At 71.5% G+C, this 18,493-nt stretch carries 16 protein-coding genes and 1 pseudogene; 12 read left to right on the top strand and 5 right to left on the bottom strand.

Annotated features, from left to right (window positions below):
- Nucleotides 1–23: 23 nt before the first annotated feature.
- Nucleotides 24–518: a DUF3145 domain-containing protein gene (locus ACGFYH_RS01340; protein WP_393801053.1), complete on the bottom strand. Its 495-nt coding sequence runs from the start codon at nucleotides 516–518 to the stop codon at nucleotides 24–26.
- Between the two features lie 257 nt (nucleotides 519–775).
- Here ACGFYH_RS01340 and ACGFYH_RS01335 point away from each other — a divergent pair, with 257 nt between their 5' ends.
- The 3 genes and pseudogenes from ACGFYH_RS01335 to ACGFYH_RS01325 all read left to right on the top strand — a co-directional run bounded on the left by ACGFYH_RS01335 (nucleotide 776) and on the right by ACGFYH_RS01325 (nucleotide 4,501).
- Nucleotides 776–1,687, top strand: coding sequence for an SGNH/GDSL hydrolase family protein (locus ACGFYH_RS01335; RefSeq protein WP_393801052.1), 912 nt, complete (start codon nucleotides 776–778; stop codon nucleotides 1,685–1,687).
- Between the two features lie 57 nt (nucleotides 1,688–1,744).
- Nucleotides 1,745–2,719: pseudogene (locus ACGFYH_RS01330) on the top strand (aldose epimerase family protein); the annotation flags it as partial.
- A 465-nt stretch (nucleotides 2,720–3,184) separates the two neighbouring features.
- Complete coding sequence (locus ACGFYH_RS01325; RefSeq protein ID WP_393801507.1) at nucleotides 3,185–4,501, top strand: pyroglutamyl peptidase; 1,317 nt, start codon at nucleotides 3,185–3,187, stop codon at nucleotides 4,499–4,501.
- On the opposite strand, the gene ACGFYH_RS01320 is transcribed toward ACGFYH_RS01325, so the two are convergent.
- A complete protein-coding gene (locus tag ACGFYH_RS01320) occupies nucleotides 4,473–5,360 on the bottom strand; it encodes an EI24 domain-containing protein (RefSeq protein WP_393801051.1) in 888 nt (295 codons plus the stop codon). The genes ACGFYH_RS01325 and ACGFYH_RS01320 overlap by 29 nt on opposite strands.
- A 123-nt stretch (nucleotides 5,361–5,483) precedes the next feature.
- Here ACGFYH_RS01320 and ACGFYH_RS01315 point away from each other — a divergent pair, with 123 nt between their 5' ends.
- Entirely contained in the window at nucleotides 5,484–6,641 is a 1,158-nt protein-coding gene (locus ACGFYH_RS01315) for a serine hydrolase domain-containing protein (protein WP_393801050.1), read from the top strand.
- Between the two features lie 35 nt (nucleotides 6,642–6,676).
- On the opposite strand, the gene ACGFYH_RS01310 is transcribed toward ACGFYH_RS01315, so the two are convergent.
- Nucleotides 6,677–7,096: an organic hydroperoxide resistance protein gene (locus tag ACGFYH_RS01310; protein WP_393801049.1), complete on the bottom strand. Its 420-nt coding sequence runs from the start codon at nucleotides 7,094–7,096 to the stop codon at nucleotides 6,677–6,679.
- Between the two features lie 93 nt (nucleotides 7,097–7,189).
- Nucleotides 7,190–8,212 carry an NADP-dependent oxidoreductase gene (locus tag ACGFYH_RS01305; RefSeq protein WP_393801048.1) on the bottom strand — a complete coding sequence of 341 codons (1,023 nt, stop codon included), beginning with the start codon at nucleotides 8,210–8,212 and terminating at the stop codon, nucleotides 7,190–7,192.
- Between the two features lie 99 nt (nucleotides 8,213–8,311).
- Between ACGFYH_RS01305 and ACGFYH_RS01300 the strand changes: the two genes are divergently transcribed.
- Complete coding sequence (locus tag ACGFYH_RS01300; RefSeq protein WP_393801047.1) at nucleotides 8,312–8,752, top strand: MarR family winged helix-turn-helix transcriptional regulator; 441 nt, start codon at nucleotides 8,312–8,314, stop codon at nucleotides 8,750–8,752.
- Between the two features lie 205 nt (nucleotides 8,753–8,957).
- On the opposite strand, the gene ACGFYH_RS01295 is transcribed toward ACGFYH_RS01300, so the two are convergent.
- On the bottom strand, nucleotides 8,958–9,680 hold the full coding sequence (locus ACGFYH_RS01295) for a hypothetical protein (RefSeq protein WP_393801046.1): 723 nt from the start codon (nucleotides 9,678–9,680) through the stop codon (nucleotides 8,958–8,960).
- Between the two features lie 215 nt (nucleotides 9,681–9,895).
- Between ACGFYH_RS01295 and ACGFYH_RS01290 the strand changes: the two genes are divergently transcribed.
- The 7 genes from ACGFYH_RS01290 to ACGFYH_RS01260 all read left to right on the top strand — a co-directional run bounded on the left by ACGFYH_RS01290 (nucleotide 9,896) and on the right by ACGFYH_RS01260 (nucleotide 18,456).
- Nucleotides 9,896–11,062, top strand: coding sequence for a mandelate racemase/muconate lactonizing enzyme family protein (locus tag ACGFYH_RS01290; RefSeq protein WP_393801045.1), 1,167 nt, complete (start codon nucleotides 9,896–9,898; stop codon nucleotides 11,060–11,062).
- A complete protein-coding gene (locus ACGFYH_RS01285) occupies nucleotides 11,059–12,075 on the top strand; it encodes a zinc-binding dehydrogenase (protein ID WP_393801044.1) in 1,017 nt (338 codons plus the stop codon). The genes ACGFYH_RS01290 and ACGFYH_RS01285 overlap by 4 nt, the downstream gene beginning before the upstream one ends.
- A gap of 119 nt (nucleotides 12,076–12,194) precedes the next feature.
- Nucleotides 12,195–13,166 (top strand): hypothetical protein, encoded by a 972-nt coding sequence (locus ACGFYH_RS01280; RefSeq protein WP_393801043.1) that lies wholly within the window; start codon nucleotides 12,195–12,197, stop codon nucleotides 13,164–13,166.
- A 140-nt stretch (nucleotides 13,167–13,306) separates the two neighbouring features.
- A complete protein-coding gene (gene chvE, locus ACGFYH_RS01275) occupies nucleotides 13,307–14,413 on the top strand; it encodes a multiple monosaccharide ABC transporter substrate-binding protein (protein WP_393801042.1) in 1,107 nt (368 codons plus the stop codon).
- A gap of 32 nt (nucleotides 14,414–14,445) precedes the next feature.
- Complete coding sequence (gene mmsA, locus ACGFYH_RS01270; RefSeq protein ID WP_393801041.1) at nucleotides 14,446–16,005, top strand: multiple monosaccharide ABC transporter ATP-binding protein; 1,560 nt, start codon at nucleotides 14,446–14,448, stop codon at nucleotides 16,003–16,005.
- Nucleotides 16,002–17,246 (top strand): multiple monosaccharide ABC transporter permease, encoded by a 1,245-nt coding sequence (mmsB, locus tag ACGFYH_RS01265; RefSeq protein ID WP_393801040.1) that lies wholly within the window; start codon nucleotides 16,002–16,004, stop codon nucleotides 17,244–17,246. Before mmsA ends, mmsB begins: the two co-directional genes overlap by 4 nt.
- A gap of 61 nt (nucleotides 17,247–17,307) precedes the next feature.
- A complete protein-coding gene (locus ACGFYH_RS01260; protein ID WP_393801039.1) occupies nucleotides 17,308–18,456 on the top strand; it encodes an aldose epimerase family protein in 1,149 nt (382 codons plus the stop codon).
- The last annotated feature ends 37 nt before the right edge of the window (nucleotides 18,457–18,493 follow it).

The following is an 18,493-nucleotide window of genomic DNA, read 5'->3' as shown; positions in this document are numbered from 1 at the left end:
CCTGCGTACGGGGCGGGGCGCCGTCACACCACCTGGTGCAGCCAGCGGACCGGGGCGCCCTCGCCCGCGTGGCGGAAGGGCTCCAGTTCGTCGTCCCAGGGCTTGCCGAGGAGCTTGGCGATGTCCGACTCCAGGTCGGTCTCGCCGCGCCGGGAGCGGACCAGGGCGGCGCGCAGCCGGTCCTCGGGGATCATGATGTCGCCGTGGATGCCGGTGACGGCGTGGAAGATGCCGAGGTCGGGAGTGCAGCTGTAGCGCTCGCCCTCGGCGTTCGCGGACGGTTCCGCGGTGACCTCGAAGCGCAGCAGCTGCCAGCCGCGCAGTGCGGAGGCGAGCTTGGAGGCGGTGCCGGCCTGGCCCTGCCAGGAGAACTCCGAGCGCCAGGTGCCGGGCGCGGCGGGCTGCCGGATCCAGTCGAGGCCGACGCGCGTGCCGAGCACTCCGGCGATGGCCCACTCGACGTGCGGGCAGAGCGCGCGCGGCGCGGAGTGCACGTACAGGACTCCACGTGTCGTCACCGGAACCTCCGGGCTGAGCGGGACATCTCGGAACGGGTGGAACGGTTGTGACCGGGCGGGTCACGTTGAGGGCGAGGCTACCGTGCGACAGGGCAAGGAGTGTGACGTACCGTCGGTCCCGCTGCCGACAAATCTCCGTCATTCACCCGGCAGGACGCTTGTACGGGTGTGAGCCGTCGCATCGCCGCCCTCGGGAACCCTGGCGCGGTGTCATGGGTTGAGGATGTCGGAGGCACGAGGCGAGGGGTGGGACCGGTATGGGCCGAGCGACGGACCGGGGGACGCGGCGCGGCCGTCGCCGTGCGCGTGTCGCGCTCGCCGTCCTGACCGCCGCGGTCCTGGGCGCGGCGGGCTGCGACGCCGCGGGCGGCGGCTCCCCCGCGCCTTCCGGCAGCGCGTCGAAGGGGCCGAAGCCGGCCCCGGTCTGGGACACGAGCCCGGCGTCGGTCGCCGCCGTGGGCGACTCCGTCACGCGCGGCTTCGACGCCTGTGCGGTCCTGTCGGACTGCCCGGAGGTGTCGTGGGCGACCGGCACCAGCGCCGAGGTCGACTCACTCGCCGTACGGCTGCTGGGGAAGGCGGAGGCGGCCGAGCGGAGCTGGAACTACGCGGTCACCGGGGCCCGGATGGCGGACCTGACCGCTCAGGTGACCCGGGCGGCGAAGCGCGAGCCGCAGCTGGTCGCGGTGATGGCCGGGGCGAACGACGCGTGCCGGGCCACGACCTCGGCGATGACGCCGGTGGCGGACTTCCGGACCCAGTTCGAGGAGGCGATGGCCACCCTGCGCGCGAAGCTGCCCAAGGCGCAGGTGTACGTGTCGAGCATCCCGGATCTGAAGCGGCTGTGGTCGCAGGGGCGCACCAGCCCGCTGGGCAGGCAGGTGTGGAGGCTGGGCCTGTGCCCGTCGATGCTGGGTGACGCGGACTCCCTGGACTCGGCGGCGACTTCGCGGCGCAACACCGTGCGGGACCGGGTGGAGGCCTACAACGAGGTGCTGCGGGAGGTCTGCGCGAGGGACCGGCGGTGCCGCACCGACGACGGCGCGGTCCACGCGTACCGGTTCGGGACCGGCCAGCTGAGCCACTGGGACTGGTTCCACCCGAGTGTGGACGGCCAGGCCCGGCTGGCGGAGATCGCGTACCGCGCCGTCACCGCGAAGACGCCGTGACCCGGCTCGACCCGGTCCGACCTGGGCATGACCGGCGCATGTCCTGGAGCTCCGCACATGAGCGAACTCTTCGGCACCCTTTCCGCCGGCACCGCGGTGCACCGCTGGACCCTGGAGCGGGCCGGTGTGCGGGTGCGGGTCCTGTCGTACGGCGGGATCGTGCAGTCGGCCGAGGTGCCGGACCGGGACGGGAACACCGCGGACGTGGTGCTCGGGTTCGCGGACCTGGACGGATACGTGTCGCATCCGCAGCCGCACTTCGGCGCGCTCGTCGGGCGGTACGCCAACCGCGGGCGGCCGTTTCCCGCCGGACGGGCGGTCGTACGCGCCGACGCTCAACAACGGGCCGAACTCGCTGCACGGCGGCGCGCGCGGCTTCGACAAGCGGGTCTGGGACGTGAGCCCCGTCGGGGGCGGCGGGCACGGCGTCCGGCTGAGCCGGGTGTCCCCGCACGGCGAGGAGGGTTTCCCGGGCCGCCTGGAGGTCTCGGCCACGTACACGCCGGAGGAGGAGCCGGGCGCGCTGCGGATCGCGTACGAGGCGGTCACGCACGCGCCGACGGTACTGAACCCGACGAACCACAGCTACTTCGACCTGAGCGGCTCCGGGCACGCGGGCGGGCACGCACTGCGGCTCGCCGCCTCCCGGATCACGCCGGTCGACGCCGGCCTGATCCCCACGGGCGCCCTGGAGGACGTGACGGACACGCGCTTCGACTTCCGGCGGGCGCGCAAGGTCGGCTCGGGCCACGACCACAACTTCGTCCTCGACAAGGGCGTGACCGCCGCCGCCGAGGAGGTCGCCGAGCTGTACGACCCGGCGTCGGGGCGGGTGCTCACGGTGCGACGACCGAGCCGGGACTGCAGCTGTACACCGCCGACCACCTGGACGAGCCCTTCGCCCCCGGCGACGGCGTCGCGCTGGAGACGCAGCACTTCCCTGACTCCCCGAACCGGCCCGGGTTCCCGGGCACGGTGCTGCGGCCGGGCGAGGTCTTCCGCTCGGCGACGGTGTACGGCTTCTCGGTGCGCCAGGTCCTGTCGTCGAACTCGCGTCGTCGCCCGGGGGCGGCCCCGCGGCGTCAGGTGCGTGCTCTCGGTGCCGGGTCCCGGGCCTCGTACCGGATGTACCCGGTTCGGGGCCCGGGACGGCGAGAGTGCGTGCATGACGTCGCCGGGCAGACGGGAGTTCGACGACAGGGCCCAGCGAGGAGGGGCGGGCGTCGTGCCGCGTCCGCCGCTCAGCCCCGGCCCGGCCGTCAGGTCCCGGACCGGGGCTGTTCGCGGGGGCACGCCCTCGCGGACGTCCCGGGGTCAGACGGTAATCGTCGCGGTGACCTGGCGGTCCGCGATCGAGCGTCCGTCCACCAATGCGTACGAACCCTTCACAAACACCTACGAGCCGGTCGCCGCGCCGTAGCGCGGGTCACTCCCGTCACGCGATACTTCCGCCGTCCGGCAGCGCACCCCCACGGCGACGGAAGGACCTGGTCTCCCTTGACCCCCATACGTGTTCGGATCGGCGTACTCGGACTGGCCCTGGTGGCGGGACTCACCGCCCCCACGACGGCGGCGACGGCCACGGCCGCACCCCCGGCGGGCACCGCCCCCTCGCCGACCGTAGAGGAGCGGCGGCTCGACGGGGACGTGCCCCGGCAGATCCTGCGGCGCTCCGGATTCGCCGCGGCGGCACCGGCGTTCGCCCGCGGACTCGGGCGGGCGGACTCCTATCGCCGGGCACGAGCCGTCGTGGCACGGGAGGGCACGGCGCTGTGGCGGCGCGCCGTGGACCGGGCGCAGGGGCGCGGCCCGGCCCGCGGGGACCTCAGCCGGGACGACGACCGGCCGCTGTACTGGGCGCGGCTCGGGATGACGCGGGAACTGCGCGCCTGGGAGCCCGGGTTCGGGCTGAGCGGGCGGCAGCGGGCCGCGCTGCTGAGGGAGCTGGAGCGCGCCTCGCGCGGCCAGGGCGACATCCGCCTGCCGCGTGACGGGCGCGGGCGTGACGGGCGTGACGGGGACGGGCACGGCAAGGGGATGAAGCGGGTGCTGCTCACCGGTTTCGACCCCTTCACCCTGGACCGCGACATCCGGATCTCCAACCCGTCCGGCGCCGTCGCGCTCGCGCTGGACGGCACGGTGATCGACACCCCGGACGGTCCCGCGCGGGTGGAGACGGCCGTGTTCCCGGTGCGCTGGCGGGACTTCGCGCAGGGGGCGGTGGAGCGGGCGCTGCGGCCGTATCTGCCGAGGGTGGACCTGTTCACCACCGTGAGCCAGGGCCGGGTCGGGCGGTTCGACGTGGAGCGGACCAACGGGGCCTGGCGGGGCGGCTTCCCCGACAACGACGACGTCTCCCGCACGGAGACGGTCCCCGTGGCCGATCCGGCCTCGCAGCCGCAGTGGACGACGACCACGCTGCCCTACGCGGCGATCACGGCCGCGGACACCGGGCGCTTCCCCGTGTACGACCACACGAGCGTGACCGAGATCCCGGCGGGCGGCGGCGAGCCGGTCGTACGGCCGGACGGCCCCACACCGGGTTCTACGGCCCGGGCGGGAGGCGGCGGGGACTACCTCTCCAACGAGATCGCCTACCGCGCGACGCTGCTGCGGGACCGGCTCGGCCTGCACGGCGCGCTGCCGGGCGGGCACGTGCACACACCGGTCCTGCGGTTCGGGGCCGGGAACACCGATCCGGGGACGGGGACGGTCACCGATCCGGCGTTCGTGCGCAACCGCCTCGACATCGTGGCGCAGACGCGCGCGATCGTGACCGTGGCGGTCAGCGCGTCGGGGCCGGACCGGAGCTGACCGCCGGGCCGCCGTCGGCCGGATCGCCTTCAGCCGGGCCGCCGTCGGCCGGGCCGCCTTCAGCCGGGCCGCCGTCGGCCGGGCCGCCGTCGGCCGGGTCGTGGCCGTCGCGGGTCTCCTCGCCCAGCAGTTCGCGGGCGAGGAGCGTGGCGCCCGCGACCGCGCCGGGCATCAGGAACACCGCGACGAACGGCACCAGGAAGGACACGCCCAGCGGGGTGCCGAAGCCCCAGACCAGCATCCTGCGGGAGCGCAGGAGGGCGAGGCGGTCGCGCAGTTCGACCCCGCGGCGCTGGAGGGCGACGGCGGCCAGTTCCTCGGTGAGGAAGAAGCCGGTGACGAAGAAGCCGATCACCGGGACCGCAGTCTGGCCGACGACCGGGACGAAGCCGAGCGCGAAGAGCAGCACCCCCCACACGGCGGCCCGGACGAGGATCCGCAGGCTGTCGCGGCCGGAGATCCACAGCTCGCGCCAGAGCGGCAGGCCGGACTCGGGGGCGGTGCCGTCCGGGGAGACGTCGCGGTCGACGCGCTCGGAGAGGGCCTCGTAGAAGGGCTGCCCGACCAGCAGGGTGACCGCGGTGAAGGTGAGGACGGCCAGGAGCAGGGCGAGGGCGAACAGGACGGCGGTGAGGAAGCCGCGGAAGAGGCCGGGCCACGGGCTCGGCCAGTCGTCGGCGAAGGGGGTCGCCCAGCCGACGAAGTCCTCGCCCCACAGCGCGAGCGCGATCAGCACGCCCACGTACAGGACCAGGGTGATCAGCCCCGGGACGAGCCCGAAGCCGTAGCTCCTGCCGTGCCGGGCCACCCAGCGCTGGCCCTTCAGGAGATGGCCGAATCCCGCCCCAAGATCGCGCATGGGCAGAACTCTACCGGTCGCCGCCGACACCCCCACGCCCCGATTGAGTCGAACACGCTCGTCCCGCCGTACCGATCGGGACAGGACCAGGGGCCATACCGGCGAGCGGGTGAGGAGAAGCGGATGACGCAGGGGATCCACGGCACCGTCGCCGACGGCTTCGAGGCGGTACGGGAGGAGTTCGCGGCGGTGGTGGCAGGCGAACTGCCGGACTACGAGGGCCAGTTGTGCGCCTACCTCCATGGCCGCCGGGTCGTCGACCTGTGGGCCTGCGGCGCCGACTCGGCCGACGCGGACTCGTTGTACGGGGTGCACTCGGCCACCAAGGGCGCCGCACACCTGGTGGCCGCCCTGCTGGTGCAGGAGGGCACGCTGGAGCTGGACCGCAGGGTGACGTACTACTGGCCGGAGTTCGCGGCCGAGGGCAAGGACGCGCTGACGCTGCGCGACCTGCTCGCGCACCGGGCGGGCGTGATCGGCACGGACACCGGGTTCACCACCGCCGAGCTGGCCGACGACCGGGTGATCGCGGAGCGTCTCGCCGACCAGCGTCCGTACTGGCGTCCCGGCACGGCCTTCGGGTACCACGCGCTGGTCCTGGGCGCCCTCGTGGGCGAGGTGGTGCGCCGGGCCACGGGGCACACCCTCCAGGAGGTCTACGAGGAACGGGTGCGCGCCCCGCATCACCTGGACTTCCATCTGGGCCTGCCGGCCGCGCTCGACCACCGCTTCCGGACGGCCGGGCCGGCGGTCCCCGCTCCGGTCCGGGAGGCGTCGTCCGTTTCACCGGCGGACGGGCCGCGCACCCTGGCCGCCATCGCCTTCAACCGCAACACGGCGCACCCCACCGACCTGGCGACCCTGCCCAACGAGCCCGTCGTCCGGGCCGCGGGACCGGCCTCCGTGGGCGGTGTGGCATCGGCGCGCGGCCTGGCCGGGATGTACGCGGCGGCGACCGGTGAGCTGGACAGCAGGGCAGCGCTGCTGAAGCCGGACACGGTGGCGGAGTTCGGGCAGTTCCACTCGGTGGGCCACGACCTGGTGACGCGGACGCACGGGTCGTACGGTCTCGGCTTCCAGGCGACGGCGGACGTCTGGCACCCGTTCCTCGGCGCCGGGACGATCGGGCACAGCGGTGCGGGCGGCTGCCAGGCCTTCGCGGACCCGGCCGGCGGTCTGGCGTACGGGTACACCCGGCGGCGCTCCGTCCGTCCGGGCGGGGCGGCGCCGGAGAACCAGCGGCTGGTGGCGGCGGTGCACACGGCGGCGCTCGCGTGCTGAGCACCGCCGCGCGCGCACCGCCGTAACGGGTTCCGTCAGACGAGCGTCACCGTGATGTCGCCGCGGGTGGCCTTCGAGTACGGGCAGACCTGGTGGGCCTTCTCCACCAGCGAGCGCGCGGTGGCGGCGTCGAGCGCCGGGATCTCGGCGGAGATCTCGACGATGATCCCGAACCCGTCGCCGTTCTTGCCGATCCCGACCTTCGCGGTGACGGTCGAGCCGGAGACGTCGGCACCCTCCTGGCGGGCCACGACGCCGAGCGCGCCCTGGAAGCAGGCGCTGTACCCGGCGGCGAACAGCTGCTCGGGGTTGGTGCCGGCACCGTTGCCGCCCATCTCCTTGGGCGGGTTCACGACGACGTCGAGCTTGCCGTCATCGGTGGCCACCCGTCCGTCGCGGCCGTTCTCGGCGGTGGCTACGGCGGTGTAGAGGACCTCGGACTGCTGAATCGGCATGCGGTTGTCTTCCTGCTCGGTCCGCCGTGACTCGCGCCCACGATCACGACGAATTTCGGAAAGACGTTACCGCATGCCGGAAGTGCAGTGAAGTCAGAGCTTGACGATCATCTTGCCGGTGTTGTCGCCGCGCAGGACGCCGAGGAAGGCCTCCAGGTTGTTCTCGATGCCCTCGACGACCGTCTCGCGGTACTTCAGCTCGCCGGAGCGGACCCAGGGGCCGACCTCCTCGACGAACTTCGGCTGGAGGTCGTAGTGGTCGCCGACGAGGAAGCCCTCGATGCGGCCTCGGGTCTGGATCAGGCGGGCGAGGTTCTTCGGGCCGGGGGCGGGCTCGGTGTTGTTGTAGACGGAGATCGCGCCGCAGATGGCGATGCGGCCGTTCAGGTTGAGGGAGCCGATGGCGGCCTCCAGGTGGTCGCCGCCCACGTTGTCGAAGTAGACGTCGACACCGTCCGGGGCGGCGGCGCGCAGCTGCTCGCTCACCGGCCCGTCCTTGTAGTTGAAGGCGGCGTCGAAGCCGTACTCGTCGGTGAGCAGCCCGACCTTCTCGGCCGAGCCGGCCGAGCCGATGACCCGGGCGGCGCCCTTGAGCTTCGCGATCTGCCCGACCTGGCTGCCGACGGCACCGGCCGCACCGGAGACGAACACCGTGTCGCCCTCCTTCAGGGCGGCGACCCGCAGCAGACCGGCGTAGGCGGTCAGCCCCGTCATGCCGAGCACACCGAGGTACGCCGACAGCGGCGCGGCCCGCGGGTCCACCTTGACGGCGTTCTTCGCGTCCACGGCGGCGAACTCGCGCCAGCCGAAGCCGTGCAGCACGTGGTCGCCGACCGCGAGGCCCTCGGCGTCGGAGGCGACGACCTCGCCGACCGCGCCGCCCAGCATGGGCTTGCCCAGCTCGTAGGGGGCGGCGTAGGACTTGGCGGCGCTCATGCGGCCGCGCATGTAGGGGTCGACGGAGACGAACAGGTTGCGCACCAGCACCTGGCCCTCGCCCGGGGCGGGGACCTCCGCCTCCACCAGGGCGAAGTCCTCGGGCTTCGGCCAGCCGACCGGGCGGGTGACCAGGTGCCATGCGCGGTTGACGGCGGGGAGGGCGGGGGAGTCGGTCATGGGGCACCTTTCCTGGGACTTCCGAGAATATTTCAGGTTCTGAAACAACCATGCGACTGAACATTTCAGGTTGTCAAACAAATGAGTACCCTGGATTCCATGGCCACACCACGCGACACCACCCGCCGACCCGACGCTCTCACCCGTGAAGTCGTCGAGCTGATCGGCGAGGTCGTGGCCCGCTTCAGCGCCGACTACGAGGAGGCGGCCGCGCAGCGCGCCCTGACCGGGGCGCAGGCCAAGCTGCTCAGCCTGCTGTCACTGGAGCCGCTGCCGATGCGGAAGCTGGCCCAGAAGCTCAGGTGCGAGCCGTCGAACGTCACGGGGATCGTGGACCGGCTGGAGGCGCGGGGGCTGGTGGAACGGCGGCCCGACCCCGGCGACCGGCGGGTGAAGGTCGCGGCGGCGACGGAGGAGGGGCGCCGCGTGGCGCGGGGGCTGCGGGAGTCGCTGCGGTTCGCGCGGGAGCCGCTGGCGGGACTGTCGGACGGGGAGCGGATCGCCCTGCGGGACGCGCTGCGAAGGATGCTGGAGGGCTGAGGGACCGGTCCCGCCGTCGCCGCCGGCCGGGCTGGGTCCTGTCGTCGAACTCGCGTCGTCGCCCGGAGGGCGGCCCCGCGGCGTCGGGTGCGTGCTCTCGGCGTGCCGAGTCCCGGGCCTCGTACCGGATGTACTCGGGTCAGGGCCGGTAGGGAGAGAGTGCGTGCATGACGTCGCCGGGCAGACGGGAGTTCGACGACGGGGCCTAGGTGCACCACCACAGGAAGCGGTCGCAGGTGTCCGTCGGGGTGGGGTCCGGTGTGTCCGAGGGGGTGGGGGTCGTCGTCGGGGGCGGGTCGTTCGACTCGGGGGAGGACGGGTCCGGGTCCGCGGGCCGGGTGGGGTCCGGGGCCGGCGGGCGGTAGACTTCGGCGGTGTCGGACGCGTCCGCCGGTGTGGACTCCTGGGCGCCCGGGGACGCGGAGGCCGACGCGGACGCCGAGGCCGACACCGAGGCCGAGGCCGAGGGGGAGGCGCCGTCGGACGGGGTGCCGGACGCCGCGGTCGTTCCCGTAGTCCTGTCGGCCGGTGCCGCCGACGCCGCCCCCGCCTCCCGTCCCGACTCGCCGTCCGTCGTCTCGCCACCCGCCGCCGCCGGCTTCTCCGGGGAGTGCTGGGCGTCCGTACCGAGTTCGGCGAGGCTCAGTCCGCCGGCCGCCAGGGCGAAGCCCGCGGCGACGAGCAGGGTCCTGCGGCGGCGCCTGCGGTGGGCCGCGGCCTTGCGGTCACGGCGGCCGGACCGGGTGCCGGGCGAACCGTCGTCGGGTGTCCCGCCGGCCGCGTCCGCCGCCCCGGCGGACCGCGGCGGGACTTCCTCACCCGCCGTCAGATGTGTTGCGGGCACGGGTGGTTCTTCGGCGGGCGTGCCGCACCCCGGGCAGGCGAGGGCGCCGTTGAGGTGCCGTCGGCACGGGTGGCAGTAGTCCATGACGCGGGAAGGTTAAGTTCCGGGACGGGTGCGTTCCTAGGGGCGCCTGTGAAGGTTGTGTGGGAAAGCATCCGGGAGCGCGTCCTCCCCGACTTTCGAAACTGTCGAAACCGTTATGTGTCCGACCCATTGACACTCCGAGCACCCCGTCCTTACTGTCACGCCAGCATTTCGAACGAGTGACGAAATACCGAACAGAGCGAAGGGCAGCCGCCGTGCGCATCACCGGAATCAGCACACACGTGGTCGGGACGCCGTGGCGCAACCTGACATACGTCCAGGTGCACACCGACGAGGGCATCACCGGAGTCGGCGAGACCCGGATGCTGGGGCACACCGACGCCCTCGTCGGCTATCTGAAGGAGGCCGAGGTCAACCACATTCTCGGCTCCGACCCGTTCGCTGTCGAGGACCTGACCCGTCGCATGAAGTACGGCGACTACGGCCGCGCCGGCGAGATCGTGATGTCCGGCGTAGCCGTCGTCGAGATGGCCTGCTGGGACATCAAGGGCAAGGCCCTCGGCGTGCCGGTGTGGCAGTTGCTGGGCGGCAAGGTCACCGACAAGGTGAAGGCGTACGCCAACGGCTGGTACACGACCGAGCGGACCCCGGAGGCGTACCACAAGGCCGCGCAGGGCGTCATGGAGCGCGGGTACCGGGCGCTGAAGATCGACCCGTTCGGCACCGGGCACTTCGAGCTGGACCAGCGGCAGACGAACTACGCCGTGTCGCTGATCGAGGCCGTGCGGGACGCCATCGGGCCCGACGCCGAGCTGATGCTGGAGATGCACGGCCGGTTCTCGCCCTCCACCGCCGTCCGGCTCGCGCGTGAACTGGCGCCCTTCAAGCCGGCCTGGCTGGAGGAGCCGGTCCCGCCGGAGAACCTCAAGGCGCTGCGGAAGGTCGCCGAGAAGGTGGAGATCCCGGTCGCCACCGGTGAGCGCATCCACGACCGGATCGAGTTCCGCGAGCTGTTCGAGGACCAGTCGGTGGACATCATCCAGCCCGACGTCGGTCACATCGGCGGCATCTGGGAGACCCGCAAGCTGGCCGCCACCGCCGAGACCCACTACATGCTGGTGGCGCCGCACAACGTGGGCGGTCCGGTGCTCACCGCCGCCTCCCTCCAGGTCGGGTTCACCTCCCCGAACTTCAAGATCTTGGAGCACTTCAACGACTTCGCGGACGCGGAGATCAAGAAGGTCGTGAAGGGCGCCCCGCGGGTGGACCCGGAGGACGGGTGCTTCCACCTCTCCCACGCGCCCGGTCTCGGGGTCGAGCTGGACACCGACGCGGCGGCCGAGTTCCCGCAGCAGCAGGCGCGGTTCGACCTGTGGGCCGAGGGCTGGGAGCAGCGCAGGCCCAAGGGGACCGGGGCATGAGCGGCGCGGTCGTCGTCGAGGCGCCGGGGGTGCACCGGCTCGTTCCGCACGAGCCGCGAGAGCCGGGCCCCGGCGAGGCGCTGGTGCGGGTGCACGCCGCCGGGATCTGCGGCAGCGACCGCGAGGTCTACCAGGGCAACCGGCCCGAGGGGTACGTGCGTTACCCGCTCATCCCCGGTCACGAGTGGTCCGGGACCGTGGAGCGGGTCGGCGCCGGGGTGCCCGCGTCGCTGACCGGACGCGGGGTGGTCGGTGAGGGCTTCCGCAACTGCCAGGTGTGCGACCGCTGTCACGCGGGCGAGACGACGCTGTGCACGGCGGGGTACGAGGAGACCGGGTTCACCCGGCCGGGTGCCATGGCCCCGACGCTGACCCTGCCCGCCCGGCTCCTGCACGTGCTGCCCGACGACGCCGACCTCACCGCCGCCGCCCTGCTCGAGCCCGCGGCCTGTATCGCCGCCGCCGCGCTGAAGGCGAACGCCCGGCCGGGCGAGCGGGTCGCCGTCGTCGGCACCGGCACGCTCGGCATGTTCGCCGTGCAGTTCCTGCGCGCCGCGTCCCCCGCCGAGCTGCTGGTCGTCGGTACGCGCGGGGACCGGGAGGCGCTGTCCCGGCGGTTCGGCGCGACGGACTTCCGCACGAAGGACCGGCCGCTCCCGGACGACTTCGACGTCGTGATCGAGACCGCCGGGTCCGCGGACGCCGCCCGCACGGCCGCCGCGCTGCCGCGCCGGGGCGGCCGGCTGGTGCTGACCGGCATCCCGGCGCCCGGCGCCGACGGTCTCGACCCCACCGACCTGGTCGTACGGCAGCTGGAGGTGCACACCGTCTTCGGGGCGCCGCCGGACGCGTGGGCGCACACCGTGCGGGTCTTCGCGGCCGGCCTGCTCGACCCGCGGCCGCTGGTGACGCACGAACTGCCGCTCGCGGAGTTCTCCGAGGCCATCGAGCTGGTGGGCTCAGGCGACCCGAAGGTCGGGAAGGTGCTGCTGCGTCCCGACGCCCGCCCCTGAGCCGTACGCCGGCGCGGGGGCGACCTGACGGCCTCCGTACCGGCGTGCACCCACCGACGGAGCGTCTCGCGCCCAAAGCCGCGAACTTCGTCCGACATACCGAACACTAAGGACAGCTTGTGACCGACGCTTCCGCCACGGCGGCCGCACGCAGGGCCGGTGAGCCCGTGCTCTCCGCCCTCGGCCTGGCCGCGCCCGCCCCCGATCCCGCCGACGCCTCACCGCACTCCTTCCCGGGCGGTGGCCGCTGGCGCGCCGAGATCCCCTCCTGCGAGGGACCGGAGGCGCTGGGGGTGGTCCTGAAGGAGTCCTCGCGGCTGGACGTGCCGATCCACCGGATCAGCCAGGGCAGCGGCGTGTGGATGCTGACCGACGCCGAGATCACCGAAATGGTCGAGGCCACCGCCGAACGCGACATCGAACTCTGCCTGTTCACCGGCCCGCGCGGCACCTGGGACATCGGCGGCTCCACCCGGACCGACTCGGGCGGCGCGGGCCTTCGGGCACGCGGCCACGACGCGGTCGCCGGGTGCGTCGAGGACGCGGTCCGCGCCACGGAGCTGGGCGTCAAGTGCCTGCTCGTCGCCGACGAGGGCGTGCTGTGGACGCTGCACCGGGCCCGGAGCGCCGGCCTGGTCCCCGCCGACACCACGCTCAAGCTCTCGGCGCTCGTCGGGCCGGTCAACCCGGCCTCGTACGCGGTGTACGAGCGGCTCGGCGCGGACTCCATCAACGTCCCCAGCGACCTGACACCGGATCACCTGACCGAAATACGACGGGTTTCGGCCGCGCCCATGGACATGTACATCGAGGCCCCCGACGACCTGGGCGGTTATGTGCGCATGTACGAGGTCGCCGAGCTGATCCGGCGGGGCGCCCCGCTGTATCTGAAGTTCGGCCTCGCCAAGGCGCCGGGGATCTATCCGTACGGCCACCACCTGCGGGAACTGACGCTGGCCACCGCCAAGGAACGGGTGCGGCGCGGCCGGCTCGCCCTCGACCTGCTCGCCCGGCACGGGGCGGACGGGGACATGGCGCCCCTCGGCACCCGACTGCCGGGGTCGCTCAACCGGTTCGAGATCTCGTCATAACGTTCCGGAAACTCCCTTCACAAAACAAGACACGACCGCGCACAATCCCACACACCCGCCTCTCGGTCGATCCACCCTCAGCGCCACCGGCGTACCGGCACCACCGGACCGAGTCCTGACCCACATCGAGGATGATGACCATGCGCAACCGCAGAGCCGCACTCGCCGCCACAGCCTCCGCCGCCTCGCTCGCCCTCGCCCTGACCGCCTGCGGCCAGAACAGCGACGGCGGCAGCGACGACAAGGGAGGCGGCGGCGACGCCACCATCGGCATCGCCATGCCGACCAAGTCCTCCGAGCGCTGGATCGCCGACGGCGCCAACGTCGAGAAGGAGCTGAAGGGCAAGGGCTACAAGACCAAGCTGGTCTACGGCGAGGACGACCCGGACCAGCAGGTCTCGCAGATCGAGAACATGATCACGCAGGGGGTGGACGCCCTGATCATCGCCGCGATCGACAACAAGTCCCTCGGCAACGTCCTGCAGCAGGCCAAGGAGGCCGACATTCCGGTCGTCTCCTACGACCGGCTGATCCTCGGCACGGAGAACGTCGACTACTACGCCTCGTTCGACAACGAGAAGGTCGGCGAGCTCCAGGGCGGCTACATCGCCGAGAAGCTCGGTCTGAAGTCGGGCAAGAAGGGCCCCTTCAACATCGAGCTGTTCGCCGGCTCCAACGACGACAACAACACCAAGTACTTCTTCCAGGGCGCGATGAACGTCCTGAAGCCCTACATGGACAAGGGCCAGCTGGTCGTCCGGTCCAAGCAGACCGCGCTCAACCAGGTCACCACCCTGCGCTGGGACGGCGGCACCGCGCAGAAGCGCATGGACGACCTGCTGACGTCCAGCTACCGCAGCGCCAAGGTGGACGCGGTGCTCTCGCCCTACGACGGCATCTCCATCGGCATCCTCTCCTCCCTGAAGTCGGACGGCTACGGCTCCGGCAACAAGGCCATGCCGGTGGTCACCGGCCAGGACGCCGAGATCGCCTCGGTGAAGTCGATCATCGCGGGCCAGCAGACCCAGACCGTCTACAAGGACCTGCGCCAGCTCGCCAAGGTCGCCTCGAACATGGTCGACGCGGTCCTGAACGACAAGAAGCCCGAGGTCAACGACACCAAGTCCTACGACAACGGCGCCAAGGTCGTCCCCGCCTACCTGCTGCAGCCGGTCAGCGTCGACAAGGGCAACTACGAGAAGGTGCTCATCGACGGCGGCTACTACACCGAGAACGACCTCAAGTAACCGGGCCCCCTCAAGGATTGGAAGGCACGACCATGGCGGGACCCGTCCTGGAAATGCGCTCGATCGTCAAGACCTTTCCCGGTGTCAAAGCGCTGTCGGACGTCACGCTGACCGTTCGCCAGGGCGAGGTCCACGCCATCTGCGGTGAGAACGGCGCCGGCAAGTCGACCCTGATGAAGGTCCTCTCCGGAGTCCATCCGCACGGCAGTTACGAGGGGGACGTCCTCTTCGAGGGCGGGACCTGCCGGTTCAAGGACATCCGGGCGAGCGAGCAGCACGGCATCGTGATCATCCACCAGGAGCTGGCGCTGGTGCCGTATCTGTCCATCGCGGAGAACATCTTCCTCGGCAACGAGCACGCCAAGCGCGGACTGATCAACTGGAACGACACCCTCAGGCACGCCACCGAACTGCTGCGCCGGGTCGGTCTCGACGAGCACCCGGAGACCCGGGTCGCCGACATCGGGGTGGGCAAGCAGCAGCTGGTGGAGATCGCCAAGGCGCTGTCGAAGAAGGTGAAGCTGCTCATCCTCGACGAGCCGACGGCGGCGCTCAACGACGAGGACAGCGGCAAACTGCTCGACCTGATCCTTCAGCTGAAGGATCAGGGCATGACCTCGATCATCATCTCGCACAAGCTGAACGAGATCCGCCGGGTCGCCGACTCGGTCACGATCATCCGCGACGGGCGCTCCATCGAGACGCTCGACGTGAAGGCGGCGGAGACGACCGAGGACCGGATCATCAGCGGAATGGTCGGCCGCGATCTGGAGAACCGCTTCCCGGACCGGACCCCGCACCAGCCCGAGGAGGGTGCCGCCCCGGCCCTGGAGATCCGCAACTGGACCGTGCGCCACCCCCTCGACCAGCAGCGCAAGGTCGTCGACGACGTCTCGATCGAGGTGCGGCGCGGCGAGATCGTCGGCATCGCCGGACTCATGGGCGCCGGCCGCACCGAGCTGGCGATGAGCGTCTTCGGCCGCACCTACGGCCGGCACGCGGGCGGCACGGTCCTCAGGGACGGCACCGAGATCCGTACCAGGACCGTCCCCGAGGCGGTCAAGCACGGCATCGCGTACGTCACCGAGGACCGCAAGCACTACGGCCTCAACCTCATCGACACCATCAACCGGAACATCTCGCTGACCGCGCTCGGCAAGGTGTCCAAGCGGGGTGTCGTCAACGAGCACGGCGAGCGGCAGGTCGCCGAGGGCTACCGCACGTCCATGAACATCAAGGCGCCGACCGTCTTCGAGCCGGTGGGCAAGCTGTCCGGCGGCAACCAGCAGAAGGTCGTCCTCAGCAAGTGGATCTTCGCCGGTCCCGAGGTGCTGATCCTGGACGAGCCCACGCGCGGCATCGACGTGGGCGCCAAGTACGAGATCTACACGGTCATCGACCGGCTGGCGGCCGAGGGCAAGGCGGTCGTCTTCATCTCCTCCGAGCTGCCGGAACTGCTCGGCATGTGCGACCGCATCTACACGATGGCCGCGGGGCGGCTGACGGGTGAGTTCTCGCGGGCCGAGGCCTCGCAGGAAGCACTGATGCGTCGGATGACGAAGGACAAGAAGGACGAAGAGGTAACCCGATGAGCACGGACGTGACCGACAAGACCCCGGCCCCGGCACCGCCCGGAAAAGGGGCCCCGGCCTCCGGCGACGGCCTGCTGCGGCTGATGCTCGACGGCATGCGCCGCAACATGCGTCAGTACGGCATGCTGATGGCCCTCGGCCTGATCGTGGTGCTGTTCGCGGTGTGGTCCGACGGCGACCTGCTGCTGCCGCGCAACGTCTCCAACCTGGTGCTGCAGAACAGCTACATCCTGATCCTCGCCATCGGCATGATGCTCGTCATCATCGCGGGCCACATCGACCTGTCGGTCGGCTCACTGACGGCGTTCATCGGGGCGACGGCCGCCGTCCTGATGGTGCGGAACGATCTGCCCTGGCCGCTGGCGGTGGTGCTGTGCCTGGCGATCGGCGCCGCCGCGGGCGCTTGGCAGGGCTTCTTCATCGCGTATCTCGGCATACCGTCGTTCATCGTGACCCTGGCGGGCATGCTGCTCTTCCGCGGTCTCACGGAGATCGTCCTCAAGGGCCAGACCCTCGGCCCCTTCCCGAAGGGCCTGCAGAAGATCGCCAACGGCTTCCTGCCCGAGGTCGGCCCGAACACCAACTACCACAATCTCACCCTGTTGCTGGGCTTCGCCCTCATCGCCTTCGTGGTGTACCAGGAGGTCCGCGACCGCAAGCGGCAGCAGGAGTTCTCGCTCGACGTGCCGCCGGCCAAGCTGTTCCTGCTCAAGCTGGTCGCCCTGGTCGCCGCCGTCCTCGTCGTCACGCTGCTGCTCGCCAGCTACAGGGGCGCCCCGGTCGTGCTGCTCATCCTGGGTGTGCTGGTCGTCGGCTTCGGCTACCTGATGCGCAACGCGATCATCGGCCGCCACATCTACGCCATCGGCGGCAACCTGCCCGCGGCCAAGCTGTCGGGCGTGAAGGACAAGAAGGTCACCTTCCTGGTCTTCCTGAACATGGGCATGCTCGCGGCCCTGGCGGGTCTGGTCTTCGCCGCCCGCTTCAACGCGGCCTCGCCCAAGGCGGGCCTCAACTTCGAGCTGGAGGCCATCGCCGCCTCGTTCATCGGCGGCGCGTCGATGAGCGGCGGCGTCGGCACGGTCCTCGGCGCGATCATCGGTGGTCTGGTCCTGGGCGTGCTGAACAACGGCATGAACCTCGTCGGCATCGGCACCGACTGGCAGCAGGTCATCAAGGGCGCGGTACTGCTGGCAGCGGTCGGGTTCGACGTGTGGAACAAGCGCAAGGTCGGTTCGTAGGTCATCCGGGCCCCACCCGAGAGGCGGGGCCCGCTTCTTTCACGGAAGTACAGGAGCCGCAATGGAACTGAGCAGACGCACGGTCATGGCATCCGCCGCGGCCGCGGGCATCGCCGCCGCCACGGTGGGCGGCACGGCACACGCCACGGGAGGCAGGAAGCCGGTGAAGGAGCTCTTCGGCAGGCTCGCCGACGGCACGAAGGTGTACCGCTGGTCGCTGGAGAACGGCGGCACGCGGATGAGGGTCCTCTCGTACGGCGGAATCGTCCAGTCCCTGGAGATACCCGACCGCCGGGGCCGCCACGAGAACGTCGCCCTGGGCTTCGACAACATCGACGACTACGTCGCCTCCAGCCCCTACTTCGGCGCCCTGATCGGCCGCTACGGCAACCGCATCGACAAGGGCCGCTTCACCCTGGACGGCAAGTCCTACCAGCTCTCCGTCAACGACGGCGAGAACACCCTGCACGGCGGCGCCCAGGGCTTCGACAAGCGGGTGTGGGACGTCGAGCCGTTCACCGAGGGCCCCGACGTGGGCCTCGTACTGCACTACACCAGCGTCGACGGCGAGATGGGCTACCCGGGCACGCTCAAGGCGAAGGTGACGTACACGCTCACCCGGCGCGGCGACTGGCGCATCGACTACGAGGCCACCACCGACAAGGCCACCGTCGTCAACCTCACCAGCCACGTCTACTGGAACCTGGCCGGCGAGGGCAGCGGCACGATCGAGGACCACGAGCTGTCGATCGCGGCCTCCCGCTTCACCCCCACCGACGCGGGTCTGATCCCCACGGGCGAGCTGGCGCGGGTGTCCGGCACGCCCTTCGACTTCCGCCGGGCCAAGCCGATCGGCCGGGACATCCGGGACGCCCACCCGCAGCTGGTCACCGCCAAGGGATTCGACCACAACTGGGTCCTCGACAAGGGGATCACCGACCGGCCCGAGCGCATCGCCACCCTGCGCGACCGTGCCTCCGGCCGCACCCTGCGCATCGCCACCGACCAGCCCGGCCTGCAGTTCTACTCGGGCAACTTCCTGGACGGCACCCTGACCGGCACCGGCGGCTCCCTCTACCGCCAGGGCGACGCCCTGTGCCTGGAGACGCAGCGCTTCCCGGACTCGCCGAACCAGCCGTCCTTCCCGTCGACGGTGCTGCGGCCGGGGCAGACCTACCGGACGTCGACGGTGCACTCGTTCGACGCGTGAGGTACGGGGGCGCGCGAGCGTGTGGACACACTTTCTT

The organism is Streptomyces sp. NPDC048392 (assembly GCF_043200575.1).
In the GTDB taxonomy this organism is placed as follows: domain Bacteria; phylum Actinomycetota; class Actinomycetes; order Streptomycetales; family Streptomycetaceae; genus Streptomyces.
Note: the sequence above shows the minus strand (reverse complement) of the source record. Positions and strands in the feature narration are given on the sequence as shown.

Coding starts and splice junctions, on each gene's coding strand:
- ACGFYH_RS01335 (WP_393801052.1), top strand. CDS start 776: ATGGGCCGAGCGACGGACCGGGGGACGCGGCGCGGCCGTCGCCGTGCG.
- ACGFYH_RS01320 (WP_393801051.1), bottom strand. CDS start 5,360: ATGCGCGATCTTGGGGCGGGATTCGGCCATCTCCTGAAGGGCCAGCGC.
- ACGFYH_RS01315 (WP_393801050.1), top strand. CDS start 5,484: ATGACGCAGGGGATCCACGGCACCGTCGCCGACGGCTTCGAGGCGGTA.
- ACGFYH_RS01310 (WP_393801049.1), bottom strand. CDS start 7,096: ATGCCGATTCAGCAGTCCGAGGTCCTCTACACCGCCGTAGCCACCGCC.
- ACGFYH_RS01305 (WP_393801048.1), bottom strand. CDS start 8,212: ATGACCGACTCCCCCGCCCTCCCCGCCGTCAACCGCGCATGGCACCTG.
- ACGFYH_RS01300 (WP_393801047.1), top strand. CDS start 8,312: ATGGCCACACCACGCGACACCACCCGCCGACCCGACGCTCTCACCCGT.
- ACGFYH_RS01295 (WP_393801046.1), bottom strand. CDS start 9,680: ATGGACTACTGCCACCCGTGCCGACGGCACCTCAACGGCGCCCTCGCC.
- ACGFYH_RS01285 (WP_393801044.1), top strand. CDS start 11,059: ATGAGCGGCGCGGTCGTCGTCGAGGCGCCGGGGGTGCACCGGCTCGTT.
- chvE (WP_393801042.1), top strand. CDS start 13,307: ATGCGCAACCGCAGAGCCGCACTCGCCGCCACAGCCTCCGCCGCCTCG.
- mmsA (WP_393801041.1), top strand. CDS start 14,446: ATGGCGGGACCCGTCCTGGAAATGCGCTCGATCGTCAAGACCTTTCCC.
- mmsB (WP_393801040.1), top strand. CDS start 16,002: ATGAGCACGGACGTGACCGACAAGACCCCGGCCCCGGCACCGCCCGGA.
- ACGFYH_RS01260 (WP_393801039.1), top strand. CDS start 17,308: ATGGAACTGAGCAGACGCACGGTCATGGCATCCGCCGCGGCCGCGGGC.